Source organism: Micromonospora chalcea, from assembly GCF_028768405.1.
GTDB lineage: Bacteria > Actinomycetota > Actinomycetes > Mycobacteriales > Micromonosporaceae > Micromonospora > Micromonospora chalcea.
In genome coordinates, this window is sequence record NZ_CP118233.1 from 1062180 (window position 1) to 1086899 (window position 24720).

The 24720-nt window shown below is 72.9% G+C and carries 27 protein-coding genes; 20 read left to right on the forward strand and 7 right to left on the reverse strand.

Going from position 1 to position 24720, the window contains the following annotated elements; translation table 11 throughout:
* Window positions 1-83: 83 nt before the first annotated feature.
* The 3 genes from PVK74_RS04965 (at window position 84) to PVK74_RS04975 (ending at window position 2915) form a co-directional block, all read left to right on the forward strand.
* A complete protein-coding gene (locus PVK74_RS04965) occupies window positions 84-1226 on the forward strand; it encodes a M50 family metallopeptidase (RefSeq protein WP_393098629.1) in 1143 nt (380 codons plus the stop codon).
* A complete protein-coding gene (locus PVK74_RS04970) occupies window positions 1223-2167 on the forward strand; it encodes a tRNA (adenine-N1)-methyltransferase (protein ID WP_043324388.1) in 945 nt (314 codons plus the stop codon). Before PVK74_RS04965 ends, PVK74_RS04970 begins: the two co-directional genes overlap by 4 nt.
* Window positions 2168-2342: 175 nt before the next feature.
* On the forward strand, window positions 2343-2915 hold the full coding sequence (locus tag PVK74_RS04975) for a hypothetical protein (RefSeq protein WP_043330176.1): 573 nt from the start codon (window positions 2343-2345) through the stop codon (window positions 2913-2915).
* A 61-nt stretch (window positions 2916-2976) separates the two neighbouring features.
* On the opposite strand, the gene PVK74_RS04980 is transcribed toward PVK74_RS04975, so the two are convergent.
* Window positions 2977-3270: a ferredoxin gene (locus tag PVK74_RS04980; RefSeq protein WP_043324386.1), complete on the reverse strand. Its 294-nt coding sequence runs from the start codon at window positions 3268-3270 to the stop codon at window positions 2977-2979.
* Window positions 3271-3447: 177 nt separating this feature from the next.
* On the opposite strand from PVK74_RS04980, the gene arc reads away from it, so the two are divergent.
* The 8 genes from arc to PVK74_RS05020 all read left to right on the forward strand — a co-directional run bounded on the left by arc (window position 3448) and on the right by PVK74_RS05020 (window position 11346).
* Window positions 3448-5229, forward strand: coding sequence for a proteasome ATPase (arc, locus tag PVK74_RS04985; RefSeq protein ID WP_043324384.1), 1782 nt, complete (start codon window positions 3448-3450; stop codon window positions 5227-5229).
* A gap of 167 nt (window positions 5230-5396) precedes the next feature.
* Window positions 5397-6914: a depupylase/deamidase Dop gene (gene dop, locus PVK74_RS04990; protein WP_036344014.1), complete on the forward strand. Its 1518-nt coding sequence runs from the start codon at window positions 5397-5399 to the stop codon at window positions 6912-6914.
* A 107-nt stretch (window positions 6915-7021) separates the two neighbouring features.
* Window positions 7022-7228, forward strand: a complete 207-nt coding sequence (locus PVK74_RS04995; RefSeq protein WP_030504127.1) for a ubiquitin-like protein Pup — start codon at window positions 7022-7024, stop codon at window positions 7226-7228.
* A 191-nt stretch (window positions 7229-7419) separates the two neighbouring features.
* Window positions 7420-7902 carry an endonuclease VII domain-containing protein gene (locus tag PVK74_RS05000; RefSeq protein ID WP_274478307.1) on the forward strand — a complete coding sequence of 161 codons (483 nt, stop codon included), beginning with the start codon at window positions 7420-7422 and terminating at the stop codon, window positions 7900-7902.
* Window positions 7821-8660 (forward strand): proteasome subunit beta, encoded by an 840-nt coding sequence (gene prcB, locus PVK74_RS05005; protein ID WP_030504129.1) that lies wholly within the window; start codon window positions 7821-7823, stop codon window positions 8658-8660. Before PVK74_RS05000 ends, prcB begins: the two co-directional genes overlap by 82 nt.
* A gap of 63 nt (window positions 8661-8723) precedes the next feature.
* On the forward strand, window positions 8724-9557 hold the full coding sequence (prcA, locus tag PVK74_RS05010) for a proteasome subunit alpha (protein WP_113973697.1): 834 nt from the start codon (window positions 8724-8726) through the stop codon (window positions 9555-9557).
* 149 nt (window positions 9558-9706) lie between these two features.
* Entirely contained in the window at window positions 9707-11065 is a 1359-nt protein-coding gene (gene pafA, locus PVK74_RS05015) for a Pup--protein ligase (protein ID WP_030504131.1), read from the forward strand.
* 62 nt (window positions 11066-11127) lie between these two features.
* Window positions 11128-11346 carry a hypothetical protein gene (locus PVK74_RS05020; RefSeq protein WP_030504132.1) on the forward strand — a complete coding sequence of 73 codons (219 nt, stop codon included), beginning with the start codon at window positions 11128-11130 and terminating at the stop codon, window positions 11344-11346.
* A gap of 7 nt (window positions 11347-11353) precedes the next feature.
* Here the strand turns inward: PVK74_RS05020 and PVK74_RS05025 are convergent, their stop codons facing one another.
* Window positions 11354-12298, reverse strand: a complete 945-nt coding sequence (locus tag PVK74_RS05025) for a hypothetical protein (protein ID WP_043324379.1) — start codon at window positions 12296-12298, stop codon at window positions 11354-11356.
* Between the two features lie 239 nt (window positions 12299-12537).
* Between PVK74_RS05025 and PVK74_RS05030 the strand changes: the two genes are divergently transcribed.
* Entirely contained in the window at window positions 12538-13086 is a 549-nt protein-coding gene (locus tag PVK74_RS05030; RefSeq protein WP_043330172.1) for a carboxymuconolactone decarboxylase family protein, read from the forward strand.
* Between the two features lie 12 nt (window positions 13087-13098).
* On the opposite strand, the gene PVK74_RS05035 is transcribed toward PVK74_RS05030, so the two are convergent.
* A complete protein-coding gene (locus PVK74_RS05035; RefSeq protein ID WP_274478308.1) occupies window positions 13099-14184 on the reverse strand; it encodes a DUF3866 family protein in 1086 nt (361 codons plus the stop codon).
* Between the two features lie 44 nt (window positions 14185-14228).
* Window positions 14229-15218, reverse strand: coding sequence for a cation diffusion facilitator family transporter (locus tag PVK74_RS05040; RefSeq protein WP_043324375.1), 990 nt, complete (start codon window positions 15216-15218; stop codon window positions 14229-14231).
* Between the two features lie 104 nt (window positions 15219-15322).
* Between PVK74_RS05040 and PVK74_RS05045 the strand changes: the two genes are divergently transcribed.
* From PVK74_RS05045 to tatC, 5 genes are all read left to right on the forward strand, one after another.
* A complete protein-coding gene (locus PVK74_RS05045; protein WP_113973691.1) occupies window positions 15323-16321 on the forward strand; it encodes a helix-turn-helix transcriptional regulator in 999 nt (332 codons plus the stop codon).
* Window positions 16318-17325, forward strand: a complete 1008-nt coding sequence (locus PVK74_RS05050) for a helix-turn-helix transcriptional regulator (protein WP_187694584.1) — start codon at window positions 16318-16320, stop codon at window positions 17323-17325. The genes PVK74_RS05045 and PVK74_RS05050 overlap by 4 nt, the downstream gene beginning before the upstream one ends.
* 16 nt (window positions 17326-17341) lie before the next feature.
* The gene (locus PVK74_RS05055; protein WP_386956082.1) at window positions 17342-17584 is read left to right on the forward strand and encodes a hypothetical protein; all 243 of its coding nucleotides are present in this window, start codon (window positions 17342-17344) and stop codon (window positions 17582-17584) included.
* A 216-nt stretch (window positions 17585-17800) separates the two neighbouring features.
* On the forward strand, window positions 17801-18130 hold the full coding sequence (gene tatA, locus PVK74_RS05060) for a Sec-independent protein translocase subunit TatA (protein WP_104112471.1): 330 nt from the start codon (window positions 17801-17803) through the stop codon (window positions 18128-18130).
* A gap of 21 nt (window positions 18131-18151) precedes the next feature.
* Window positions 18152-19105: a twin-arginine translocase subunit TatC gene (gene tatC, locus PVK74_RS05065; protein ID WP_187694586.1), complete on the forward strand. Its 954-nt coding sequence runs from the start codon at window positions 18152-18154 to the stop codon at window positions 19103-19105.
* 273 nt (window positions 19106-19378) lie between these two features.
* Here tatC and PVK74_RS05070 read toward each other — a convergent pair whose 3' ends face one another.
* The gene (locus PVK74_RS05070; protein WP_274478310.1) at window positions 19379-20263 is read right to left on the reverse strand and encodes an ABC transporter substrate-binding protein; all 885 of its coding nucleotides are present in this window, start codon (window positions 20261-20263) and stop codon (window positions 19379-19381) included.
* Window positions 20264-20447: 184 nt separating this feature from the next.
* On the opposite strand from PVK74_RS05070, the gene PVK74_RS05075 reads away from it, so the two are divergent.
* From PVK74_RS05075 to PVK74_RS05085, 3 genes are all read left to right on the forward strand, one after another.
* Complete coding sequence (locus tag PVK74_RS05075; protein WP_064446096.1) at window positions 20448-21146, forward strand: hypothetical protein; 699 nt, start codon at window positions 20448-20450, stop codon at window positions 21144-21146.
* A gap of 111 nt (window positions 21147-21257) precedes the next feature.
* Window positions 21258-21908 (forward strand): fasciclin domain-containing protein, encoded by a 651-nt coding sequence (locus PVK74_RS05080; RefSeq protein ID WP_187694154.1) that lies wholly within the window; start codon window positions 21258-21260, stop codon window positions 21906-21908.
* Between the two features lie 115 nt (window positions 21909-22023).
* Window positions 22024-22941, forward strand: coding sequence for a diacylglycerol kinase (locus tag PVK74_RS05085; RefSeq protein WP_374226008.1), 918 nt, complete (start codon window positions 22024-22026; stop codon window positions 22939-22941).
* Here the strand turns inward: PVK74_RS05085 and PVK74_RS05090 are convergent.
* Both PVK74_RS05090 and PVK74_RS05095 read right to left on the reverse strand, forming a co-directional pair.
* Complete coding sequence (locus PVK74_RS05090) at window positions 22904-23860, reverse strand: EamA family transporter (RefSeq protein WP_064446093.1); 957 nt, start codon at window positions 23858-23860, stop codon at window positions 22904-22906. The genes PVK74_RS05085 and PVK74_RS05090 overlap by 38 nt on opposite strands.
* Before the next feature lie 57 nt (window positions 23861-23917).
* A complete protein-coding gene (locus PVK74_RS05095) occupies window positions 23918-24682 on the reverse strand; it encodes an HAD family hydrolase (protein ID WP_392390725.1) in 765 nt (254 codons plus the stop codon).
* Window positions 24683-24720 lie beyond the last annotated feature (38 nt).

The following is a 24720-nucleotide window of genomic DNA, read 5'->3' on the forward strand; positions in this document are numbered from 1 at the left end:
CCGTCGCCGCACCGGAGCATGATCGGATCTCCCTCTCAGTGACCGCGGCGGCCCGCCGCGCACGCTCACGTAGCATCGGGCCGGTGCAGCAGCGGAGCCGAGGACCCCGCCGGCCGGGGCTCAGCCTCGGCCGGGTGCTCGGGGTGCCGCTGCGCGTCGACGCCTCGATGCTGCTGCTCACCGTCGTCGTCACGGTGCTGTACGCGGCGCTGGCCCGCCGCCAGCTCGACCTCGGCCCGCTCGGCGGCTACCTGGTCGGGTTCGGCTTCGTGGTCTCGCTGCTCGGCTCGGTGCTGATGCACGAGCTGGGCCACGCGCTGACCGCCCGCCGCTACGGCATCGGTGTGCGCGGGATCACGCTGGAACTGCTCGGCGGGTACACCGAGATGGACCGCGACGCACCCACGCCGCGGATCGAGCTGCTGATCTCGCTGGCCGGGCCGGCCGTGTCCGCCGTACTCGGCGCCGGCGCGGTCGCCGCCACCCTCGCGTTGCCCGCCGGCACGCTCGGCCACCAGCTCGCCTTCCAGCTCGCGGTCAGCAACGTCGTGGTGGCGATCTTCAACAGCCTGCCCGGTCTGCCGCTGGACGGCGGGCGGGCGCTGCGCGCCGCGGTGTGGGCGCTCACCCGCGACCGGCACCGCGGCACCGAGGTGGCCGGCTGGGTCGGCCGGGCCGTCGCGCTGGGCACGCTGGCGCTGGTCGTGGTGCTCACCATGCGCCGGGCGCTGGCCCCGCTGGCCCTGCCGCTGCTGCTGCTCGTCGCGCTGACGCTGTGGCGCGGCGCCGGCCAGTCCATCCGGCTGGCCCGTATCGGCCGCCGCCTGCACCTGGTCGACCTGGCCCGGCTGGCCCGCCCGCTGCTGCCGGTGCCCACCGGCACGCCGCTGGCCGAGGCCCAGCGCCGCCGCGACGAGGCGGCCACCCCGCACGTGGCGCTGGGCGTCGTCGACTCCGCCGGCCGTACCGTCGCCGTGGTCGACCCGGCGCGCGCCGCCGCCGTACCCCCGGAACGGAGGCCGTGGGTCGCGGTGGACGAGGTGGCCCGCGACCTGTCCGCGGTGCCGGCCCTGCCGGTCGGCGCGGACGGCGAGCGGGTCCTGGAGACCGTACGCACCCACCCGGGCGCGCAGTACGTCGTGACGGCAGGCGAAGATGTGGTCGGCGTGCTGCACATCGCGGATCTCGCCCAGCTCCTGGAACCCAAACGGAAGACGAACACGTGACCGTAGAGATCTCCACCGTCCCGGCGTTGCCCCCGGTCCACCGCGGGCCGTTCCGGCCGGGCGACCGGGTCCAGCTGACCGACCCCAAGGGCCGGATGCACACCGTGACGCTGGAGCCCGGCAAGGAGTTCCACACCCACCGGGGGATCCTCAAGCACGACACCCTGATCGGCCTGCCCGACGGCAGCGTGGTCACCACCGCCGGGGGCGGCACCGCGTTCCTGGCGCTGCGGCCGCTGCTGTCGGACTACGTGCTCTCCATGCCGCGCGGAGCCCAGGTGATCTACCCGAAGGACTCGGCGCAGATCGTCGCCATGGGCGACATCTTCCCCGGCGCCAAGGTGCTGGAGGCCGGCGCCGGGTCCGGCGCGCTGTCCTGCTCGCTGCTGCGGGCCGTCGGCACCGAGGGCGAGCTGCACTCGTTCGAGCTGCGCGACGACTTCGCCCAGATCGCCCGCCGCAACGTGGAGGCGTTCTTCAACGGCCCGCACCCGGCCTGGAACCTGCACGTCGGCGACGTCGCCGACTGCGCCGAGACCGGTTTCGACCGGATCATCCTGGACATGCTGACCCCGTGGGAGATGCTCGACATGGTCGAGCGGGCGCTGGTGCCCGGCGGCGTGCTGATCGGCTACGTGGCCACCACGCCGCAGCTGTCCGAGCTGGTCGAGGCGCTGCGCGAGCGTGGCGGCTGGACCGAGCCGCGCGCCTGGGAGTCGCTGGTGCGCGACTGGCACGCCGAAGGGCTGGCGGTCCGCCCGGACCACCGGATGATCGCCCACACCGCGTTCCTGGTCTCCGCCCGCAAGCTCGCCCCCGGGGTCACCGCGCCGCCGCGCCGCCGCAAGCCCAGCAAGGGCGCCGAGGCGTACGCGCAGCGCCGCGACGCCCTGCGCGCCGCCGCCGCGGCCCGCGCGGAGCAGGAGCCGCAGGAGTCCTGACCCCCGACGCGCGGGCGCGCGCGTACGGGCGGATCATGTGTGCCGGTGGGCACGACACCTGAGCGGGTGGAGACGGTGGCATGAGCGAGCGGATCGGGGCGCGCGTCGGGCGGCGCGCCCGTGCCGGTGACCTGGACCGGTGGCAGCACGGCGGCGCGGCCCGGTGGGAGGCGGCGTGAGCAACCCCGGTTACGGCAACGGTGACCTGCCCGCCGTCTTCCCGGACTGGTCGCCCTACACCGACCTGGAGTCGGCCGCCCGCGCGTACCTGCGCGACCCGGACATCGCGCTGGAGGCGCTCGACGGTGTGCTGCGCGGCGCCTCCGTGCTCGGCTTCACGCTGGAGCGGTTCGTCAACGAGGTGAACGGCGTGTGGCAGGAGGTCGTCGTCTGCGACGGCAGCCGGCTGGTGCTCTGGCACGGCGAGGACGTGCCGCCGGGGGAGGGGCCGCCCGGCGCGATGACCTCGTCGCTGCGGGTGGTGCCGCTGTCGACAGTCACCGAGGTCGGCTGCCGGCGGCGGCTCATGCGGGCCGAGAACGGCACCGTACGGGTCGACAGCATCGACGTGTACCTGCTGCTCAGCTCCCTGGACGAGGCGCCGCCCAGCGACGAGGTGGCGGGCGCGCCCCGGCACGACGCGCTGCGTTTCGGCAAGACCCTCGACGACGGCGGGGCGGGGCAGATCGCCCGGCTGGAGGAGTTCGCCCGGCTGGTCGCCTCGGTGGTCGGCCGGCCCCTGCTCTGAGGCGGACGAACGACGGGCCGGGGACGTGTGGTCCCCGGCCCGTCGTGCAGCTGTCCGGGCCTCAGTCGTCGGCCTCCGGGCCGGCCACCTCGACGCCGTCGCTGCCGCGCACCACGTGGATGCACTCGCCCGGGCACTCCTTCGCCGAGTCGATCACCTCGAGGCGCAGGTGCTCCGGCACGTCCACCCGGGCGCCGGGGGCCTGCCGCAGTTCGCCGTCGGGGCCCTTGACGTACGCCAGGCCGTCGACGTCGAACTCGAAGACCTCCGGCGCGTACTGCACGCAGAGCCCGTCACCGGTGCAGAGGTCCTGGTCGACCCAGACCTGCAACTGGTCGGTCGCGACGTCGGTCACGAAGCACCCCCCATGTTCTCCCGTCCCACGCTCCGACGGTACCCGAACGCCCGTACCCACCCCGCGACCAGCCCTTCGCGATCAAGCTTCGGTGACGAGCGCGTTGCTGTGGACCGAATCGGGCTCATAGCGGCTAGTGTTAGGTCAGAACGTTCAAGCCCCCCGGGGAGGTGGGACGTGGCACGCAGCGACGACGCGGACTCGCGCGCCGCACGGTGGGAAAAGGAAGCCCACGATCTCTCCACGCAGGTCGCGTTCCTGCAAGAGGAACTCGCTCTGGTGCGGCGCAAGTTGACCGAAAGCCCTCGACACGTCCGGCAGCTCGAAGAGCGGCTGGCGGCCACCCAGGCCCAGTTGGCGCGGCTGACCGAGAACAACGAACGGCTCGTGAGCACCCTCAAGGAGGCTCGCGCGCAGATCGTGACGCTCAAGGAGGAGATCGACCGGCTCGCCCAGCCACCGAGTGGCTACGGCGTCTTCCTGGCCAAGCACGACGACGGCACGGTGGACGTGTTCACCGGCGGGCGCAAGCTCCGGGTGGCGGTCTCGCCGTCGCTGGAGGCCGACGAGCTGCGCCGTGGCCAGGAGGTCCTGCTCAACGACGCGCTCAACATCGTCGACGCGTTCGGGTTCGAGCGGGTCGGCGAGGTCGTGATGCTCAAGGAGATCCTGGCGGGCCCGGACGGCGCGCCGGGTGACCGGGCGCTCGTGGTGTCGCACTCCGACGAGGAGCGGATCGTGCACCTCGCCGAGACCCTGATCGGCAGCGCGATCCGGGCCGGCGACTCGCTCATGATCGAGCCCCGCTCGGCGTACGCCTACGAGCGGATCCCGAAGAGCGAGGTCGAGGAACTGGTCCTGGAGGAGGTGCCCGACGTCAACTACGAGGACATCGGTGGCCTCCAGGCGCAGATCGAGCAGATCCGCGACGCGGTGGAGCTGCCCTTCCTGCACTCCGACCTGTTCCGTGAGCACCAGCTCCGGCCGCCGAAGGGCATCCTGCTCTACGGTCCGCCCGGCTGCGGTAAGACGCTGATCGCCAAGGCGGTGGCCAACTCGCTGGCCAAGAAGATCGCCGAGCGGGAGGGCAAGGAGCGGCACACCAGCTTCTTCCTCAACATCAAGGGCCCGGAGCTGCTCAACAAGTACGTCGGCGAGACCGAGCGGCACATCCGGCTGATCTTCCAGCGGGCGCGGGAGAAGGCCGGTGAGGGCACTCCGGTGATCGTGTTCTTCGACGAGATGGACTCCGTGTTCCGCACCCGCGGCTCCGGCGTCTCCTCGGACGTGGAGAACACCATCGTCCCGCAGCTGCTCAGCGAGATCGACGGCGTGGAGGGCCTGGAGAACGTCATCGTCATCGGCGCCTCCAACCGGGAAGACATGATCGACCCGGCGATCCTGCGTCCCGGCCGGCTCGACGTGAAGATCAAGATCGAGCGGCCGGACGCCGAGGCGGCGAAGGACATCTTCTCCAAGTACATCCTCGCCGGCCTGCCGCTGCACGCCGACGACCTGGCCGAACACGGCGGCGACGCCCAGGCCACCGTCGCGGCGATGATCGACGCGGTGGTCCTGCGGATGTACTCCGAGACCGAGGAGAACCGCTTCCTCGAGGTCACCTACGCCAACGGCGACAAGGAAGTCCTCTACTTCAAGGACTTCAACTCCGGCGCGATGATCCAGAACATCGTCGACCGGGGCAAGAAGATGGCCATCAAGGAGTTCCTCACCTCCGGCCGCAAGGGGCTGCGCCTGCAGCACCTGCTCGACGCCTGCGTCGACGAGTTCCGGGAGAACGAGGACCTGCCCAACACCACCAACCCCGACGACTGGGCGCGCATCTCCGGCAAGAAGGGCGAGCGGATCGTCTACATCCGCACGCTCGTCTCCGGCGGCAAGGGCGCCGAGGCCGGACGGTCCATCGAGACCGCCAGCAACACCGGCCAGTACCTGTAGTCCGACCCTGCGACGAAGGCCCGTGGCGCACCCGCCACGGGCCTTCGCGCGTACGCAGGGAAGCCGCCACACCGGACCCGGCGCTGCCGCCACGCCCCCTCGGCGCGTCACGCCGACTACGCTCGACATGACGGGGACCGGGACGGCGAGCGGGAGCGGGCAGGTCGATGAGCGTCAGAAGGATCATGGGCACCGAGGTCGAGTACGGCATCTCCGTGCCCGGTCAGGCCGGAGCCAACCCGATGGTCACCTCCTCCCAGGTGGTAAACGCCTACGGGGCGCGGCCGGAACTCAACCGGGGCGGCCGGGCCCGCTGGGACTACGAGGAGGAGTCGCCACTGCGCGACGCGCGCGGGTTCACCTACTCCGGCGCCGCGTACGACCCGGCCGAGGCGCTCGCCGACGAGGACCTCGGCCTCGCCAACGTCATACTCACCAACGGCGCGCGGCTCTACGTCGACCACGCCCACCCGGAATACTCCACGCCCGAGGTGACCAACCCCCTCGACGTGGTCCGGTGGGACAAGGCGGGGGAGCGGGTGATGGCCGAGGCGGCCCGGCGGGCCGCGACCATCCCGGGCACCCAGCCGATCCACCTGTACAAGAACAACACCGACAACAAGGGCGCCAGCTACGGTGCGCACGAGAACTACCTGATGCGCCGGCAGACGCCGTTCGCCGACATCGTGGCGTACCTGACGCCGTTCTTCGTCACCCGGCAGATCGTCTGCGGCGCCGGGCGGGTCGGCATCGGCCAGGACGGCGGCCAGACCGGTTTCCAGATCTCCCAGCGGGCCGACTTCTTCGAGGTCGAGGTGGGGCTGGAGACGACGCTCAAGCGGCCCATCATCAACACCCGCGACGAGCCGCACGCCGACGCCGACAAGTACCGCCGGCTGCACGTCATCATCGGCGACGCCAACCTCTCCGAGATCTCCACGTTCCTCAAGGTCGGCACCACCGCGCTGATCCTCACCATGATCGAGGAGAAGGCGCTCGGCGCGGACCTTGGCATCGCCGACCCGGTGGGGGAGCTGCGCGCGGTCAGCCACGACCCGTCGCTGAAGCACCTGATGCGGATGCGTGACGGCCGCAAGCTCACCGCGCTGGACGTGCAGTGGGCGTACCTGGAACGGGTCAGCTCCTTCGTGGACGACCGCTACGGCAAGGACGTGGACGCGCAGACCGCCGACGTGCTGCGCCGTTGGGAGAGCGTGTTGGACCGGCTCGGCCGCGACGCGTTCGAGTGCGCAGACGAGCTGGACTGGGTGGCGAAGCTGCGGCTGCTGGAGGGCTACCGGGAGCGGGAGAAGCTCGGCTGGGGCTCGCACAAGCTGCAGCTGGTCGACCTGCAGTACTCCGACGTGCGGCCGGAGAAGGGCCTCTACCACCGCCTGGTGCAGCGTGGCTCGATGAAGACGATGCTCAGCGACGAGCAGACCCGCACCGCGATGACCGAGCCGCCGGAGGACACCCGGGCCTACTTCCGGGGCCGCTGCCTGGCGCAGTACGCCTCCGAGGTGGTCGCCGCGAGCTGGGACTCGGTCATCTTCGACGTGGGCCGGGAGTCGCTGGTGCGGGTGCCGATGATGGAACCCGAGCGGGGCACCCGGGCGCACGTCGGTGAGCTGTTCGACCGCTGCGAGAGCGCCAAGGATCTGCTGGAGACGCTCACCGGCGGGTGACCCGGATGCCGGAAGGCCCGTCGGGTGCCGGAACCGGGCGCGCGGCGGGCCTTTCGTCGCTCCCGCGAGGTAAGTTGATCGCAGGCGATCGTGGAGGAGGCACCACCATGGCGACCCAAGAGGGTGGGCAGACCCAGTCCGGCAAGTCCCGCGAGGAGGTCGACGAGGTCACCGCGGAGGCGAACCCCGAGGTGGCCGAGCGGCACGCCGAGATCACCGAGGACGTCGACGACCTGCTCGACGAGATCGACTCCGTCCTGGAGGAGAACGCAGAGGAGTTCGTGAGGGGATATGTACAGAAGGGGGGTCAATGAGGCTTATGTCCGATTTGCCGGAGGCTTCGGACAAGCTTTGCCCCCAGTGCCGCCGCTCGCTTCCCGCGTCGGCGTTCCACCGTAATCGGCGTCGTCCAGACGGGCTGGCGTTCTACTGCAAGACGTGTGCCGCTGCTCGCTCAGAGGCGAGTCGCCGGAAACGTGGCATCGCGCCGCAGCGAAGGGCTGCCGTGCCGGTAGCGGACGGCCTCAAGTGGTGCCCCGACTGCGAGCAGATCAAGCCCGTTGACGATTTCCCCCGAACGACCAACGCCAGCGGTCGGCACAGCTACTGCAAGCCGTGCCACATCGCCCGCGGTAACGAGACGAAGCAGCGACTCTACGGCGGCAATCGCGAGTACCACCTGCGCCGCCGCTACGGGGTCGGGGAGAAGGATTTCCAGGAGCTCCTGACCGAGCAGGGCGGCGTGTGCGCGATCTGTCGGCGCCCCGATCCGGAACATCTGGACCGCGATCATCGCACCGGATGGGTGCGCGGGATACTCTGCTTCAACTGCAACGGTGGTCTTGGCCAGTTCAAGGACAACGCCGAAGTCCTGGCCAGGGCGATCACGTACCTGAGAGGAACCACGTGGCAGCGGGTTTTGATCCATCCGGGCGTCTTCCAGATGTGTTCACCAACGCGGGGACGTCCTCCTTCACAGCGTTCCTGAGCAAGGTGGCCCCCGAGATGCTGCCCGGCCGTCGGCCGCTGCCGCCCGGCATGGCCGCCGACATGGCGCCGCACGCGACCACCATCGTGGCCATCTCGGCCGCCGGTGGCGTGGTCATGGCCGGCGACCGGCGCGCCACGATGGGCAACCTGATCGCCCAGCGCGACATCGAGAAGGTGCACCCGGCCGACGCGTACTCGCTGGTCGGCATCGCGGGCACCGCGGGCATCGGCATCGAGCTGATGCGACTGTTCCAGGTGGAGCTGGAGCACTACGAGAAGATCGAGGGCGCGATGCTCTCGCTCGACGGCAAGGCCAACCGGCTCGCCTCGATGATCCGCGGCAACCTGGGCGCGGCCATGCAGGGCCTGGCCGTGGTCCCGCTGTTCGCCGGTTTCGACCTGGCGGCGAGCGACCCGGCGCGGGCCGGGCGGATCTTCAGCTTCGACGTGACCGGCGGCCCGTACGAGGAGACCGGCTACGACGCGATCGGCTCCGGCTCGCTGTTCGCCAAGTCGGCGCTGAAGAAGCGGTTCCGGACCGGCCTGTCGGTCGAGGACGCGACGCGGCTGGCGGTCGAGGCGCTCTACGACGCGGCGGACGACGACACCGCCACCGGCGGCCCGGACCTGACCCGGCGGATCTACCCGGTCGTGATGACCGCGACCGCCGAGGGCACGCACCGGCTCACCGACGCCGAGACGGCGGCGATCGCGGAGAGCGTGGTGGCCGGCCGGATGGAGAACCCCGGCGGCTGACCCCGCTTCCCGTCCACCGACTCAGCAGTCCCGCACCATCAGGTCCGAAGGAGAACCGCCGCCGTGGCCATGCAGTTCTACGCCTCGCCCGAGCAGATCATGCGCGACCGCTCCGAGCTGGCCCGCAAGGGCATCGCCCGGGGCCGCAGCGCGGTGGTCCTGAGCTACGCCGGCGGGGTGCTCTTCGTCGCCGAGAACCTGTCCAGCACGCTGCACAAGGTCAGCGAGATCTACGACCGGATCGGCTTCGCCGCCGTCGGCCGGTACAACGAGTTCGAGAACCTGCGTCGCGCGGGCGTGCGGATGGCCGACCTCAACGGCCTGAGCTACGACCGGCGGGACGTGACCGGCCTGGCGCTCGCGAACGCGTACGCGCAGACGCTTGGCGCGATCTTCACCGAGCAGTCGAAGCCGTTCGAGGTGGAGATCTGCGTGGCCGAGGTGGGCGCCACGCCCGAGGACGACTCCCTCTACCGGGTGACCTACGACGGTTCGGTGAACGACGAGCCGGGCCGGATGGCGATGGGCGGCCAGGCCGAGGCGATCAGCGGGGTGCTGAAGAACGAGCACCGGCCGGAGATGTCGCTGTCGGAGGCGGTCCGCGCCGCCATGAAGGCGCTGAGCAGCGTCGGCGGCGAGGGCGGCGCGGCCCGCACGATCGCCGCGAACCAGCTGGAGGTTGCGGTCCTGGACCGGCGCCGGGTGGGGCGTACGTTCCGGCGGGTCACTGGCGCGGCGCTGACCGCGCTGCTGAACGGCGAGGCCGAGGGGGACGTCGCCCCGGCGCCGGGCCAGGCGAAGACGCCAACAGTGCCCACGGAGGAAGCGAAGAAGCCGACCACGTCGGCGGGCTCGGCCGATCTGGAGGGCAACGCGGAGGACAAGCCCGCCGAGTGACACCTACGCGAAAGACCCCGTCGCCGCGTCGCGGTGGCGGGGTCTTTCGCGTACGGGAGGCCGCCGGCTTTGCGGTCCGCGTGGGGAAGATCGCAAGCGGTGAGCGTCGGCGATGCCCATCGGAGGCTCCGGGCGGCTAATGTCTCATCATGGAGCGGCGAATCTTCGGCCTCGAAACCGAGTACGGCGTCACCTGCACCTATCGCGGGCAACGCCGACTGTCCCCCGACGAGGTCGCGCGGTACCTGTTCCGGCGGGTGGTGTCGTGGGGCCGGTCGAGCAACGTGTTCCTGCGCAACGGCGCCCGTCTCTATCTGGACGTGGGCTCGCACCCGGAGTACGCGACTCCGGAGTGCGACTCGGTGACCGACCTGGTGGCGCACGACCGGGCCGGTGAGCGGATCCTGGAGGGGCTGCTCGTCGACGCGGAGAAGCGGCTGCACGACGAGGGCATCGCGGGTGAGATCTACCTGTTCAAGAACAACACCGACTCGGCCGGCAACTCGTACGGCTGCCACGAGAACTACCTGGTGTCCCGGCACGGCGAGTTCGGCCGGCTCGCCGACGTGCTCATCCCGTTCCTGGTCACCCGGCAGTTGATCTGCGGCGCGGGCAAGGTGCTGCAGACGCCGCGCGGCGCGGTCTACTGCCTGTCGCAGCGGGCCGAGCACATCTGGGAGGGCGTCTCGTCGGCGACCACCCGCAGCCGGCCGATCATCAACACCCGGGACGAGCCGCACGCGGACGCGGAGCGGTACCGCCGGCTGCACGTGATCGTCGGCGACTCGAACATGAACGAGGTCACCACGCTGCTGAAGGTCGGCACCGCCGACATCGTGCTGCGGATGATCGAGGCGGGCGTGGTGATGCGGGATCTCACGCTGGAGAACCCGATCCGGGCGATCCGCGAGGTGTCGCACGACATCACCGGCCGGCGCAAGGTGCGGCTGGCCGCCGGCAAGGAGGTCTCGGCGCTGGAGATCCAGCAGGAATACCTGGCCAAGGCGACGGAGTTCGTGGAGCGCCGGGGTGGTGACCAGACCGCGAAGCGGGTGGTCGACCTGTGGGGGAGGGTGCTGCGCGCGGTCGAGACCGGCGACCTGGACCCGGTGGCCCGGGAGATCGACTGGGTCACGAAGCTGAAGCTGATCGAGCGGTACCAGCGCAAGCACGACCTGCCGCTGTCGCACCCGCGGGTGGCGCAGATGGATCTGGCGTACCACGACCTGCGGCGCGGGCGCGGCCTGTACGGGCTGCTGGAGCGTCGCCGCGAGGTGGACCGGGTGGCCACGGACCCGGAGATCTTCGAGGCGAAGGAGACGCCGCCGCAGACCACCCGGGCGCGGCTGCGCGGCGAGTTCATCCGGCACGCCCAGGAGAAGCGGCGTGACTTCACGGTGGACTGGGTGCACCTGAAGCTGAACGACCAGGCGCAGCGCACGGTGCTGTGCAAGGACCCGTTCCGGGCCTACGACGAGCGGGTGGAGCGCCTGATCGCCAGCATGTGACCGCCCACGGGCGGCCGGTGCCCGGCACCGGCCGCCCGTGGCACGGGTAGGCTGTCGTCGCGATGAACACTTCCGAATCCGCCGGTCGCCCCGACCGTGAGACGTCCTCCGGCCGCGACGGCGGCGAGAAGCTCAACTGGATCGATCGCCGCCGGGAGAAGATCCGGGCCGAGATCGAGCGCAACCGGCGCGGTGACTACACGGTCCCGACGTGGGTGCTGGCGGCGGCGCTGGTGCTGATCGTCGGCGGGTGGCTGGCGTTGATCCTGCTGCTCGGCTGAGTTCGGCTCAGTTGTACGGCATCCGGGGGAACCAGCCGAAGCCGAACATGGCCGGCACCCGGATGTCCCAGTAGATGACGGTGAAGACGCCGAGCGCGACGAGCAGCGCTCCGGTGACGGCGGCGGCGCGGCGGGGGTCCGCCATCCAGGCGAGGAAGCGTCCGCGGCTGATCGCCACGGCCAGGGCGAAGACGGCCGTGACGAGCAGGATGTTCCCGAGGGACTGCAGCGTGAACGCCAGCGCCCCGTAGAGCGGGTTGCCGGTGTCGACGGCCCAGTGGAACAGCTTGTTGAACATCGGGTAGGGGCGGCCGACGAGGAACCCGCCGACGAGCGCGCCGATGGTGATCACCCGGGCGACGGGCCGGTGCGCGAAGATGTCCGGCACGAGCTTGAGCGCGGCGAGCCCGAGGTAGGTGAGGGCGAGTCCGATGACGCCGAAGACGACCGAGGACTGGATGAGGCGTACCGGGACGGTGCCGACCGTCTCGGTGGACAGCTGGGGCAGCCGGTCGCCGAGCAGGACGCCGATGATGCCGTAGGCGGCCGAGACGACGACCATGCCGAGCGCGAGCCAGCCGACCGGGCGCAGCAGGGCGCGCAGCGCGGACCGGGTGCCGCCGGCGGGGTCGGCGCCGGAGACCTGGCTCATCGGCCCGACCGAGGCCGCCACGGCGATGTTGCAGGCGGTGAAGGTGCCGGCGAAGCCGGAGACGAAGGCGAAGAGCATCCCGGCGACGGCGCCGGTGATGGCGGTCTCCTTGGCGTCGTGGCCGAGCACGGTGTTGGCGACGTTGTCGCCGATGACCTTGTCGACGAGCTCGAAGGACCACAGGACGGCCAGCAGCACGCCGGCTGCCGCGCTGATCAGGGCGAGTCGGAGGGGATGCGGCGGGCGGTGGGTGGAGATCCCGGCGTCGGGGGCCGCGTTCGGGAGTTGTCGCAGTGCCATGGGGGGTCGCCTCCTAACGGCGGCCAGCCGCGTTTCCCGCGCGGCTGCCTGGCGCGGACGGCGGTGACGGGTTGGCCGGAGTCGATTTCCCGGACAGTATGGGGAGGCCGCGTGGGGCCCTGGTTCTTCGATCATGCTGACCTGTCTCCGGTGTCTGGCCCGGGCGGCGGGGGTGGCGGCACTCTGGACGGCGGGCCGCCGGCGTGACCGGGCCGGCACGGACAGGGGAGCGTGACGTCATCGCACACATCGATCTCGGGCTGGACGAGAAGGCCTATCCGGGCATCCAGGGGCCGCTGCGGTTCCGTCCGGAGACGGCGAAGCCGCTGGGCGAGCTGGCGGAGGTGCTGTTGCGCGCTCCGCATCCCACCTTGACGCCGGGGGAGCGGGAGCTGATCGCGGCGTACGTCTCCGGCCTCAACGACTGCGACTTCTGCTGTTCGTCACACGCGGCGTTCGCCGCCGCGCAGCTGCCCACGGGGATGGAGTTCGTCGACCGGGTGCGCGCGGACGTGGCGACCGCGCCGGTCGGCGCGAAGCTGCGGGCGCTGCTGCACATCGCCGCCGCGGTCCGGCGCAGCGGCCGGGAGGTCACCACCGAGCTGGTGGAGGCGGCACGCGCGGAGGGCGCCACCGACCTGGAGATCCACGACACGGTGCTGATCGCGGCGGCGTTCTGCATGTTCAACCGCTACGTCGACGGGCTGGGCACGTGGACGCCGCAGGATCCCGAGGTGTTCGCGCGGGCCGCAGACCACCTGGTCGCGAACGGCTATCTGGCGATCTGAGGGCGGCGGGGCTCAGCCCAGCAGGCGGGCCGCGTGGCGGCCGGCGGCAGCGGCGGCCAGGAAGTAGGCGTGGTCGGCGTCCAGGCCCCGGCCCATCGTGGACAGGCCGACCGGGCCGGCCCGCAGAGCCGCGTCGAGGCCGTCGGTGGGCACTGTGACGATCGTGTGCCGGTCGGCCAGCGGCGCGAGCGCCGCGGCGACCTCCGCCGCCAGGGCGGGGTCGAGGCCGTCCGGCACCACCAGCTCCGCGGGGGCCAGCGCGACCCGGCCGTACGCGGTCAGGCTGTGGTGGGAGACGCCACGGTGCCGGGGCCGGGCGTCGGCGTCGGAGATGCGCAGCGAGCCGACCGGGCGCCCGCCCAGCGTGGCGACCGCGTTGACGGCTTCGCCGACGGCGACGCCGGAGAAGCCCCAGCGGGTTCCGGTGCCGAGGTTGCCGGGGCCCTGGGCGACGATCGTCAGGTCCGCGCCGAGTACGTGCCGGGCGGCGAGCAGGCCGCTGTGCAGCGTGCTCGCCTCCAGGTCGCCGCCGAACGCCTGATCCACGCTCACCGTGCCCACGAGGTGCCCGGCCAGGCCGGCCAGGGTGCGGGAGAACCAGGCGGGCAGCGCCCCGCCGTCGGTGAGCACGTACGCGACCCGGGCGTCGGGCGCGTCGGCGCGTACCCCGGCCAGGATCGCCGGCAGCGCGGAGTGCAGGTCGGCGGTGACCACCGGCATGCCGTCGACCGACTCGGCGGCGGCGAGCAGTTCGTGGTGCGGCGACGCCTCCTCGTCCACGCCCAGCAGGATCGGCTGCAGCGGCGTGTAGCGGGCCTTGACCAGGTGGCCGGCGTCGCGGCTGTCGCCGGCCTGCGGCGGGTCGGCGGGCAGCCGGTCGGGCAGCGCGACGACCAGCGCGTAGCCGCCGGTGCCGAGGCCCATCAGCAGCGCCCCGGCGTTGAGCAGCACCCGGTCGCCGGGCTCGGGCTCGCCGACCAGCGCCGGGTAGGCCAGGGCGCGCATCCGGACGCCGTCGGGCAGGTCGACGTCGAGTTCGACGGCGCCGGACCACCGTCGCCGTACCGCCGTGACCGTGCCGGACCGCCATCGCACCATGCGGTGCACGGTATCGGCCGGGGTGCGGGCGGGCCGGGGGCGGGTCAGGTGTCGCCGTCTAGCGGGCGACCCGTCTCGTCCTGGGTGGTGCGGGCGGGCCGCCCGGCCGTGCGGGAGCGGGTGGGGTCGAGGAAGACGTACGCGATCTCCGGGAAGCGCCCGGTGAGCCGGCGTTCGGCCTCGTCGGCGGCGGCCTCGATGTCGGCGCCGGTGGCGTCGTCGTGGAAGTCGACCTTGGCGGCGACGAGGATGTCGTCGGGGCCGAGGAACATGGTCATCAGCGTGTCGATCCGGTCCACCGTCGGCACGTCCGCGAGCTCCCGTTCGATGCGCCGGTGCAGCCGGTCGGAGACGGAACGGCCGACCAGCAGCGAGATGTTGCTGCGGGCCAGCACGACGGCGACCACGAGCAGCAGCACGCCGATGAGGATCGAGGCGATCCCGTCGTACAGCTCGTCGCCGGTGAGGTGGGACAGGGTGAGCCCGGCGGCGGCGATCAGCAGGCCGACCAGCGCGGCGCTGTCCTCGAGGAAGACCGCCTTGACCGTGGTGTCGGCGGTCAGGCGCAGGTAGCGGCGCGGGGTGGTGCCCCAGCGGCGCGACTCGCCGCGCACCTGCCGCACCGCCCGGGCCAGCGACACCGACTCGATGGCGAACGAGACCGCCAGCACCACGTACGCGACGAGGTACTCGCCGCTGTGCTCGTGCACCAGGATGGTGGTGACGCCGTGGGTGATGGCGAAGCCGGCCCCGGCGACGAAGGTGAACAGCGCGGCGAGGAACGCCCAGACGTAGCTCTCCTTGCCGTACCCGAAGGGGTGCCGGGTGTCGGCGGGCCGCGCGCCCCGGCGCAGCGCCAGATAGAGCAGCACCTCGGTGGTGGTGTCGGCGAGCGAGTGGGCGGCCTCGGAGAGCATCGCCGCGGAGCCGGAGATCAGGCCCGCGACCAGCTTGGCGACGGCGATGGCGAGGTTCGCCGCGCCGGCCACCACGACCGTGCCGACGCTCTCGGTCTTGACCTCCGCTTCCACCATGCGCTCACCCTATGACCGGTCGATGCCCGTCGCCGGTCGGGAAGACCTCCGCGCCGCGCCGCGCGGGTGCCCGCGCGCCATGCGCGGGCTGCTAGCGTTTGCACGTGTCCCGGACCCGTACCGAACGCCTGGTCAACCTGGTGATCTGCCTGCTGTCGACGCGACGCTTCCTGACCGCCGCGCAGATCGCCGCGACCGTGCCCGGCTACGAGCACGACCCGGACGACGCCAAGGACCACGAGGCGTTCCAGCGCAAGTTCGAGCGCGACAAGGCCGAGCTCCGTGAGCTGGGCGTGCCGTTGGAGACCGGCACGGCCAGCGTCTTCGACGCCGAGCCGGGCTACCGGATCGCGCCGCGCGCCTACGCGCTGCCCGACATTCCGCTCGAACCGGACGAGGCCGCGGCGGTGGGCATCGCCGCGCGGCTGTGGCAGCACGCCGGGCTGGCCGCCGCCGCGTCGTCCGGGCTGGCGAAGCTGCGCGCCGCCGGCATCGACGTGGACCCGCAGGCCACGCTCGGCCTGGAGCCCATGGTCACGGTCGACCCGGCGTTCGCGCCGCTGACCGCCGCCGCGCGGGACCGCCGCGAGGTCAGCTTCGACTACCGGGTGCCGGACCGGGACGCGCCCACCCGCCGCCGGGTGCAACCGTGGGGCGTGGTCTGCTGGCGCGGCCGGTGGTACGTGGTCGGTCACGACCTGGACCGCGCGGCGACCCGCTGCTTCCGGCTGTCCCGGGTGGTCGGCACGGTCCGGGCGACCGGCGAGCCGGGCGCCTACGAGCCGCCCGTCGGCGTCGACCTGATCAGCCACGTGGCCCGCTGGTCCGGGCCGGTGGAGCGCACCGGCCGGGCCACGGTGCTGGCCACTCCAGGCCGCGCCGCCGGGCTGCGCCGCTGGGCGGTGGAGTGCCAGGCCGGCCCGGACGGCGACCGGCTGGTGCTGCCGTACGCCGACGCCGACTACCTCGCCGGCCAGATCGTCGGGTACGGCCCGGACGTGCGGGTCCTGGAGCCACCGGAGGTGCGGGAGGCGGTCATCCAGCGGCTGAAGGAGGTCGCCGCCCGGCACGACGAGCTGGCGACCGCCGGGGGTGCCCGGTGACCCGCCCGGCGGCCCGCGCCGGCCGTGCCTCCGCCGACCGGCTGGCCCGGCTGCTCAACCTGGTGCCCTACCTGCTGGCCCGCCCCGGCATCGAGATCGCCGAGGCGGCGCACGACCTCGGGGTGACCGAGAAGCAGCTCCGGGAGGACCTGGAACTGCTCTGGGTGTGCGGGCTGCCCGGCTACGGCCCCGGTGACCTGATCGACATGGCGTTCGACGGCGACCGGGTCACCATCACCTACGACGCCGGCATCGACCGGCCGCTGCGGCTCACCCCCGACGAGGCGCTGGCCCTGGTGGTGGCGTTGCGGATGATCGCCGAGACGCCCGGGGTGGCCAACCGGGAGGCGGTCGAGCGGGCGCTCGCCAAGATCGAGAACGCCGCCGGTGACCTGGCCGGCGCGCCGGTGGAGGTCCGCCTGCCCGGCGACAGCGCCCGGGTACGCGAGCTGCGCGCCGCCGTCGAGCGCGGCCGGGCGCTGCGGATCACCTACTACACCGCGGCGCGGGACGAGACCACCGAGCGCACCATCGACCCGCTGCGGATGCTGATGGTCGGCGGCCGGGCGTACGTGGAGGCGTGGTGCCGCCGTGCCGAGGCGGTGCGGCTGTTCCGGGCCGACCGGATCGACGCGGTGGCCGAGCTGCCGGAGCAGGCGGTCGTGCCGCCGCAGGCCCGCCCGCACGACCTCAGTGACGGCGTGTTCCGCCCGTCGGCCGACCTGCCGCTGATCACGCTGCGGATCGGCCGGGGCGAGCGGTGGATCACGGAGTACTACCCGTGCGAGCGCGTCGAGGCCGACGGCGAGCAGTGGCTGGTGTCGCTGCGCGTCACCGACCTCGGGTGGGCCCGGCGGTTCGTGCTCGGGCTGGGCCCGGAGGTGACGGTGGTCGCCCCGGCCGAGCTGGCCGAGCAGGTACGCGCCCAGGCCGTGGCCGCGCTCGACGCGTACGCCACCCCGGCCGGCAGCGCCGACCCGGCGGCCGCCGGCGTCACCCGATAGGCTGACCGCCGTGGTGATGTGGATCGTGCTCGGAGTCGTGCTGTTCGCGCTTGTCGTCCTGGCGCTGGCGGTCCGTCCGGTGGTGAGCCGCCTGTCCGGGCTGCGCCGTTCCGCGCTGGCGTTGCAGCGCCGCGCGGCCGAGGCGGAGTCGCTGCGTGCCGCCGCCGAACAGCTGCAGGCGCGGGCCGAGTCGCTCCAGGAACGGATCGTCGTCGCGCAGGAGCGGATGACGTTGATCAAGGCCAAGCGCGGCGACTGATCGAGGGCCCCCGGCTCGGTGAGCGTCGTTTGCGCGTAACCGGGCGGTTGCGCGCAGAAATGCGCGGACCTGGACGGTTGACGGGACACTTCGGGTTGGTCGAAACTTCACCGATCGGGCCCGCACCAGCAGGCCCACCGGGGTGGCAAGCCGCTGCGACGCACGTACGATGGGCGGCGACCCACCCTCACCGACACAGAGCGACTGGAGCTTCCCATGGGTGCCCTCAAGCCGTGGCACATCGCCGTACTCGTGGTCGTGCTGATCCTGCTGTTCGGCGCGAAGCGGCTCCCCGACGCGGCCCGCTCGCTGGGCCGATCCCTGCGGATCATCAAGGCCGAGACCAAGAGCCTGCAGGACGACGACCGTAACCTCGCCGAGAAGGCGGACGCGCAGGCCGGCTACCAGCCGCTCCCGCCGCAGCAGCCGGTGCAGGGGCAGCCGTACGCGCAGCAGCAGCCGTACACGCAGCAGCCGTACGCGCCGCAGCCGCAGCAGCCGGTCGCTCCGCCGGCCGACCCGGTGCAGCGCGTCCGCGAGAACTGATCCGAGAGGGCCCCAACCACCGTGGCCTTCGGGTTGAAGAAGCGCGGCCCGAGCAACTTCGCGCGGGCCGCCGACGGCTCGATGACGCTCATGGAGCACATCCGTGAGCTGCGCAACCGGCTGTTCCGCGCGTCGCTGGCGATCCTGGTCGGTTTCGGCTTCGGCATCTGGCTGGCCGAGCCGGTCCGGGAGTTGCTGTCGAAGCCCTACTGCGAGCTGCCGCAGTCGCTCGACCCCGACACCGGCAAGTGCAACTTCGTGCAGCTCGGTGTCGCCGACGTCTTCCTGCTGAACCTCAAGATCGGTCTCTGGGTCGGTCTGATCATCGCGGCGCCGATCTGGCTCTACCAGCTCTGGGCGTTCATCGCGCCCGGCCTGCACCGGCACGAGCGGCGGTACGCGTACGTCTTCACCGCCCTGGCGGCCCCGCTGTTCGCGGCCGGCGCGGTGCTGGCGTTCTTCGTCACCACCAAGGGACTCGAGTTCCTGCTCGACATCTCCGGCGACGACATCGCGACCACCCTCGAGGTGACCCGCTACATCTCGTTCGTCACGAACCTGATCATGCTGTTCGGGGTGGCGTTCGAGTTCCCGCTGATCGTGCTGATGCTCAACTTCGTCGGCCTGGCCAGCGCCAAGCGGCTGCTCAGCTGGTGGCGGGTGGCGGTGTTCGTGTTCTTCGCGTTCTCCGCCGTGGTCACGCCGACACCCGACCCGTTCGGCATGACCGCGCTGGCGATCTGCCTCTGCGCGCTCTACTTCGCCGCGGTGGGGGTGGCGTTCATCAACGACAAGCGGCGCGGTCGCGGGCGTGAGGTCTACGCCGGCATCGCCGACGACGAGGTGTCACCGCTGGACCTGTCGACCGAGCCGGTGCCCGCCGGGGGCCGGATCGAGGCGTCCGAGCCGATCGGCGCGCCCGAGCCCGTCGTCGCCCCGAAGCCGATCGAACGCCGCTACGACGACATGACCTGACCGACCCCGCTCACCTCCGGACGCCGTCCCCACCTCACGGGGGCGGCGTCCGCGTTTCCGCAGCCGCCCCTCGCCGCCGCGCCGAGTGCCCTCCGCCGACCTTGAACTCGATGCGCGCGCGACGGCCCGCCCTCACGTTGATCATGGACTTGCTGCCCCTCGGATGACCGGTTTCCGCACTTTGCCCGGGCAGGAAGTGCAAGATCGCCGGGCCGGGGCCGGGGCCGGGGCCGGGGCCGGGGCCGGGGCGGGGGCGGGGGCGGGGGCGGGGGGTCAGGTGATGCGGCGGGCTGCGTTGGGAGGGGCGGCGGGGAGCGCGTCGGGGTGGAGGATGGCGGCTATGGTCTCGGCGCCGTCGACCAGGCGCGGGCCGGCGCGCACGATCAGCCCGTCCGCGTCCAGCGCCCACACCTGCGCGCCGGGGAAGCGCCCGGCCACGCCGGCGGCCTGCACGGCCGCGCCGTCGAGACGGAAGCCGCACGGCGCGACCAGCACCACGTCGGGTCGGGCGGCCCGCAGGGCGTCCCAGGTGGTCGGGCCGGACCGGGCGCCGCGATGGGTGCCCACCGGCTCGCCGCCGGCCACGTCGACCAGGTCGGGAATCCAGTGCCCGGCGCCGAACGGCGGGTCCACCCATTCGACCACCGCGACCCGGGGCCGGGGCCGGCCCGCCACCGCTGCGCGGACCGCCGCGAGCCGGCCGCGCAGGCCGTCGACAAGGGCCTCGGCGCGGTCCGGCACCCGGGCCGCCGCGCCCACCGCGCGGATCGACTCCAGCACGTCGTCCAGGGTGTACGGGTCCAACGACAGCACCTCGGACCGGCACCCGAGGTGGTCCACCGCGTCGGCGACCCGGCCCGAGGGCAGCGCGCAGACCCGGCACAGGTCCTGGGTGAGGATCAGGTCCGGGTCCAGCCCGGCCAGCGCACCGGCGTGCAGCGTGTACAGGTCGGCCCCGGCCGCGACCTGCGCCCTGACGTAGGCGTCGATGTCGCCGGGACTCATGCCCCGGGTGTCCCGGCCGCCGACGACCACAGTGGTGCCCGCCCGGTACGACGGCGGCACCTCGCACTCGAACGTGACGCCGACCAGGTCGTCGCCGAGACCCAGCGCGTACACGATCTCGGTGGCGGAGGGAAGCAGGGAGACCAGCCGCATGCCGCCATCATGCCGGTCCCGCGGACCGCCCGGTGCGCGGGCACATCGGGCCGCCCTCGGGCCTTGCCGCGACGCCGTACCCGCTTAGACTCTGCTGACTCCGCCGAGCCCCCCGGGCGGTGTGCCGGGGTGCGTCGGCGCCCCGTTCCGGTCAGTCCGTCTGACCTGCGCTCCGGAGAACCCGATGAAGAGCCGTACCGCCGCCGTCCTGACCGTCCTCTGCGCGGCCACCGCGCTCACCGCCTGCGGTGACGACGAGCCCGCGCCGAAGGGCCAGCAGGTGCCGGTGACCGCCACCGACACCAGTTGTGAGGTCACCACCACGCTGTTCACCCCGGGCACCGTCACGTTCACCGTGACCAACCGGGGTCAGCAGGCCACCGGGGTCTACGTCTACGGCCGCGAGGGCGACGCCTTCACCAAGGTGATCGCCGAGGTGGCGGACGTGCCGGCGGGCCGCACCGGCGACCTGCGTGCCTCGCTGCAGACCGGCACGTACGAGGTGGCCTGCAAGCCCGGCCGGCAGGGCGACGGCGTGCGTACGAAGATCACCGTGTCCGACGACGGTAACCTGGCCAGCGCCGCAGCCGAGGTGGCCTACGACCGGTCGGTGACGATCGAGCTGACCGACGACGCGATGACCGGGGTGGACGCCCTGATCGCCGAGCCGGGCGAGAAGCTGGCGTTCAAGGTGACGAACAAGACCGCCGGGGCCCGGACGCTGTACGTGCTCAACCCCGACGGCAAGCGGGTCGCGGAGATGAAGGCGGAGGCCAACGGCACCGCCGAGACGGTGGTGACGCTCGGCGCGGCGGGGGACTGGTCGCTGAAGGTCAAGGGCGACGGCGTGCCGTCGGTGAGCAAGCGGCTGGTGGTGCGCTGAGGCGGCCGCGAAAACACCATCGATCCGGCTGCATCCACCGGGGACGGTGCGGGCGAAGCATTGGTCGTGACGACAGTCACGGACCTGGTCGCTTCGACGAAAGGCTCCCCGATGAACATCGCTCGTCTCGCCGCCCGGCTGGCCGTGGGCGCCACCGCGGCGGCGGTGGCCACCACCGCCGTCGCCGTGCCCGCCCAGGCCGGCGCCAAGCAGCCGGGCACGCGGTCGCTGGCCGCCGTGCTCACCGCGGACAAGAGCGGCTTCGACCGCAACTCGCGGGACTTCGACGTGCTCACCAAGGCGGTCCTGACGGTGCTGCAGGCCAAGCCGGACTCGCCGGTGAAGGTGCTCACCGACGGTACCGTCGCGCTGACCGCGTTCGTGCCGAACGACTACGCGTTCCGCGAGCTGGTCCGGGACATCACCGCCGCGAAGAAGCTGCCCGGGGAGAAGGCCGCGTTCGACGCGGTCGCCGGCCTGGGCGTGGACACGGTGGAGGACGTCCTGCTCTACCACGTCGTGCCGGGCGCGACGATCGACCGGAAGGCGGCGCTGAAGGCGGACGGCGCGGACCTGACCACCGCGCTCGGCGCCACCGTCGAGGTGGACGTGAAGCGCTGCTGGTACGGCCGCGAGGTGCGCCTGGTCGACGCCGACACCAGCGACCGCAACGCCAAGGTGGTGCGGTACGACATCAACAAGGGCAACAAGCAGATCGCGCACGCGGTGGACCGGGTGCTGCGCCCGATCGACCTTCCCTGAACCACCCCTGCCACGGCGCCCGGCACCCCCTGCCGGGCGCCGTCGGCGTGTGCCGCCCGTTCGCGGCTGACCTGGCTCTGGTGGGCCGCGCGAGCCGTGCCGTACGGTGCTCGCCGTGACCGCGCACGATCATGTCCCGCCCGGCCCCGTCGCCGTGCTCGCCAACCCGACCGCCGGCCGGGGGCGGCACCGCGGTCTGCTGCCCGGGATCCTGGAGCGCCTCGCCGGAGCGGGCCGCCCGGTCGAGCTGCTGCGCGCGCGTACCCCCGAGGAGGCGGAGGCGGCGTGCCACGCCGCGGTCGCCGGCGGCGCCGGGGCGCTCGTCGCGGTGGGCGGCGACGGCACGATGCACCGCGCGTTGCAGGCGGTCGCCGGCACCGATGTGCCGTTCGGGCCGGTACCGGCAGGCACCGGCAACGACTTCGCGGTGGACACCGGCTTCCCGGCCGACCCGGTGGCCGCGGTCGAGGTGATCGCCGACGCGCTCGCCGCCGGCCGTGCCCGGTCGGTGGACCTGGCGCGGCTGTCCCGGCGCGGCGAGGCCGACCGCTGGTTCGGCGCGGTGCTCGCGGCGGGCTTCGACGCGATCGTCAACGAACGCGCCAACCGGATGCGCTGGCCGCGCGGCCCGCGCCGGTACGACCTGGCGATAGTGGTCGAGCTGGCCCGGCTGCGGCCACGCCGCTACCGGCTGGTTCTCGACGGGGTGGCGCAGGAGGTCGACGCGGTGCTGGTCGCGGTGGGAAACACGGCCAGCTACGGCGGAGGCATGCGGATCTGCCCGGACGCCGACCCGCACGACGGCCTGCTGGACGTGGTGGTGGGCGGGCGGTTCGACAGGCGCACGCTGATGCGGGTCAAGCCGCAGATCTACCGGGGCACCCATGTCACGCACCCGCTGGCGCGCGTGTACCGGGCGCGGACGGTGGAGCTGGCCGCCGAGGGGATCACCTCGTACGCCGACGGGGAACGCTCCCTCGACCTGCCGGTGACCGTCACGGCCGTGCCGGCGGCGCTGCGGCTGCTGCGCTGACCGCCGCCACGCCCTCGGCGTCCGGTGGGCCGGGAACGGGCGGCGGCGCGGTGGACGGGGCGGCGGCGCGGACCGCGCCGGCGCTCGCGGCGACCACCAGCCCGATCGCGAGCACCTCGACCGGGTGCAGCGCCTGGCCGAGCACCAGCCAGCCGGCCACCGCGGCGATCGCCGGGCCGAGGCTCATCATGACCGCGAACGTCGCGGTGGGCAGCCGCCGCAGCGCCGCCAGCTCCAGGCTGTACGGCAGCACGGAGGCGAGCAGCGCCAGCCCGGTACCGAGCCCCAGCACCACCGGGTCGGCGAGGCGACCGCCGCCGTCGGCCAGCCCGAACGGTAGCGTCAGCAGCGCCGCGACGGTCAGCGAGAGGGCCAGCCCGTCCGCGCCTGGGAACCGCGCGCCGATCCGCGCCGAGCAGACGATGTACGCGGCCCACATCGCGCCCGCCGTCAGCGCCAGCGCCGCGCCGACCGGGTCGAGCCGGTCGAACCCGCCCTGCCCGAGCAGCGCCACCCCGCCCAGCGCCAGCGCGGCCCAGAACCAGGCCGCCGCCCGGCGCGCGCCGAACACCGACAGCGCCAGCGGGCCGAGCACCTCCAGCGTCACCGCCGGACCGAGCGGGATCCGCTCGATCGCCTGGTAGAAGATCGAGTTCATGCCGGCCAGGGCCAGCCCGAACGCGACCACTGCGGCCCAGTCCCGGCGCCCGTACCCGCGCACCCGGGGGCGGCACACCACGAGCATCACCAGCGCGCCGATGGTCAGCCGCAGCGTCACCGCCCCGGCCACCCCGGTACGCGGGAACAGCAGCGCCGCCAGCGCGGAGCCGAACTGCACCGACAGCGCCCCGCCGAGCACCAGCGCGACGCCGCCGAGCCGGCCCGGCGCACGCGGCGGCAAGGGGTGGACACCGGTCATGCCCCTGACCGTAGCCGGTGCGCCGGGACGGGTTCGCGCCGCTGGCGGGGTGTGCGCTCAGCCGACCCCGGCCAGGTCGAGCACCGCGCCGAGCCCGTTCGGGCGGCCGGCGTCGGCGCACGGCAGCACCAGCACCCCGCACCCGGCCGCGACCGCGCCCGCGTCGGCCGGGGTGTCGCCCACCATGAGCGTCCGCTCCGGGTCGACGCCGAGCATCCCGCAGGCGCGCAGGAAGATGCCCGGGTCCGGCTTGCAGCGCCCCACCTCGTACGACAGCGCGTACGCGTCGACCAGCCCGTCGAGATCCCAGGCGGCGAACAGCGGTCGCAGGTCGAAACCGATGTTGCTGACCACCGCCACCTTCACCCCGGCGGACCGCAGCGCGCCGAGCACCGGCTCGGTGTCCGGGTACGGCACCCAGCCCTCGGGCACCAGCACCCGCTCGTAGAGCGCGTCGGCGAACCCGTCGATGCCGGCGTCCACCGTCTCGGCCAGCCCGGTGTACGCGCCCCGGTGGGCCTGCGGGTAGAGATCGCGGTCGGCCCACAGCTCGGCCAGCCGGGGCGGCACCCGGGCCGGCAGCGGGCCACCCGCGCGCCCGGCGGTGAGCAGCCGGTCGGCCAGCGACGTGGCCCGGATCCGGTCCAGCTCGACGCCGCAGGCGGACGCCGCGGCGAGCACCCAGGTCAGCGGCTCCTCCACCTGGGCGAGCGTGCCGTGGAAGTCGAAGAGCACCGCCTCCACGGGCCGGCGGGACGGGCGCGGGCCCACGACGTCGTCGGCGCCGCTGGCGGCATGGGGCAGTTCGGTACGGTCCGGCACGTCGTGCACCCTACCGACCCGCTCCGACCGTCCTGCCG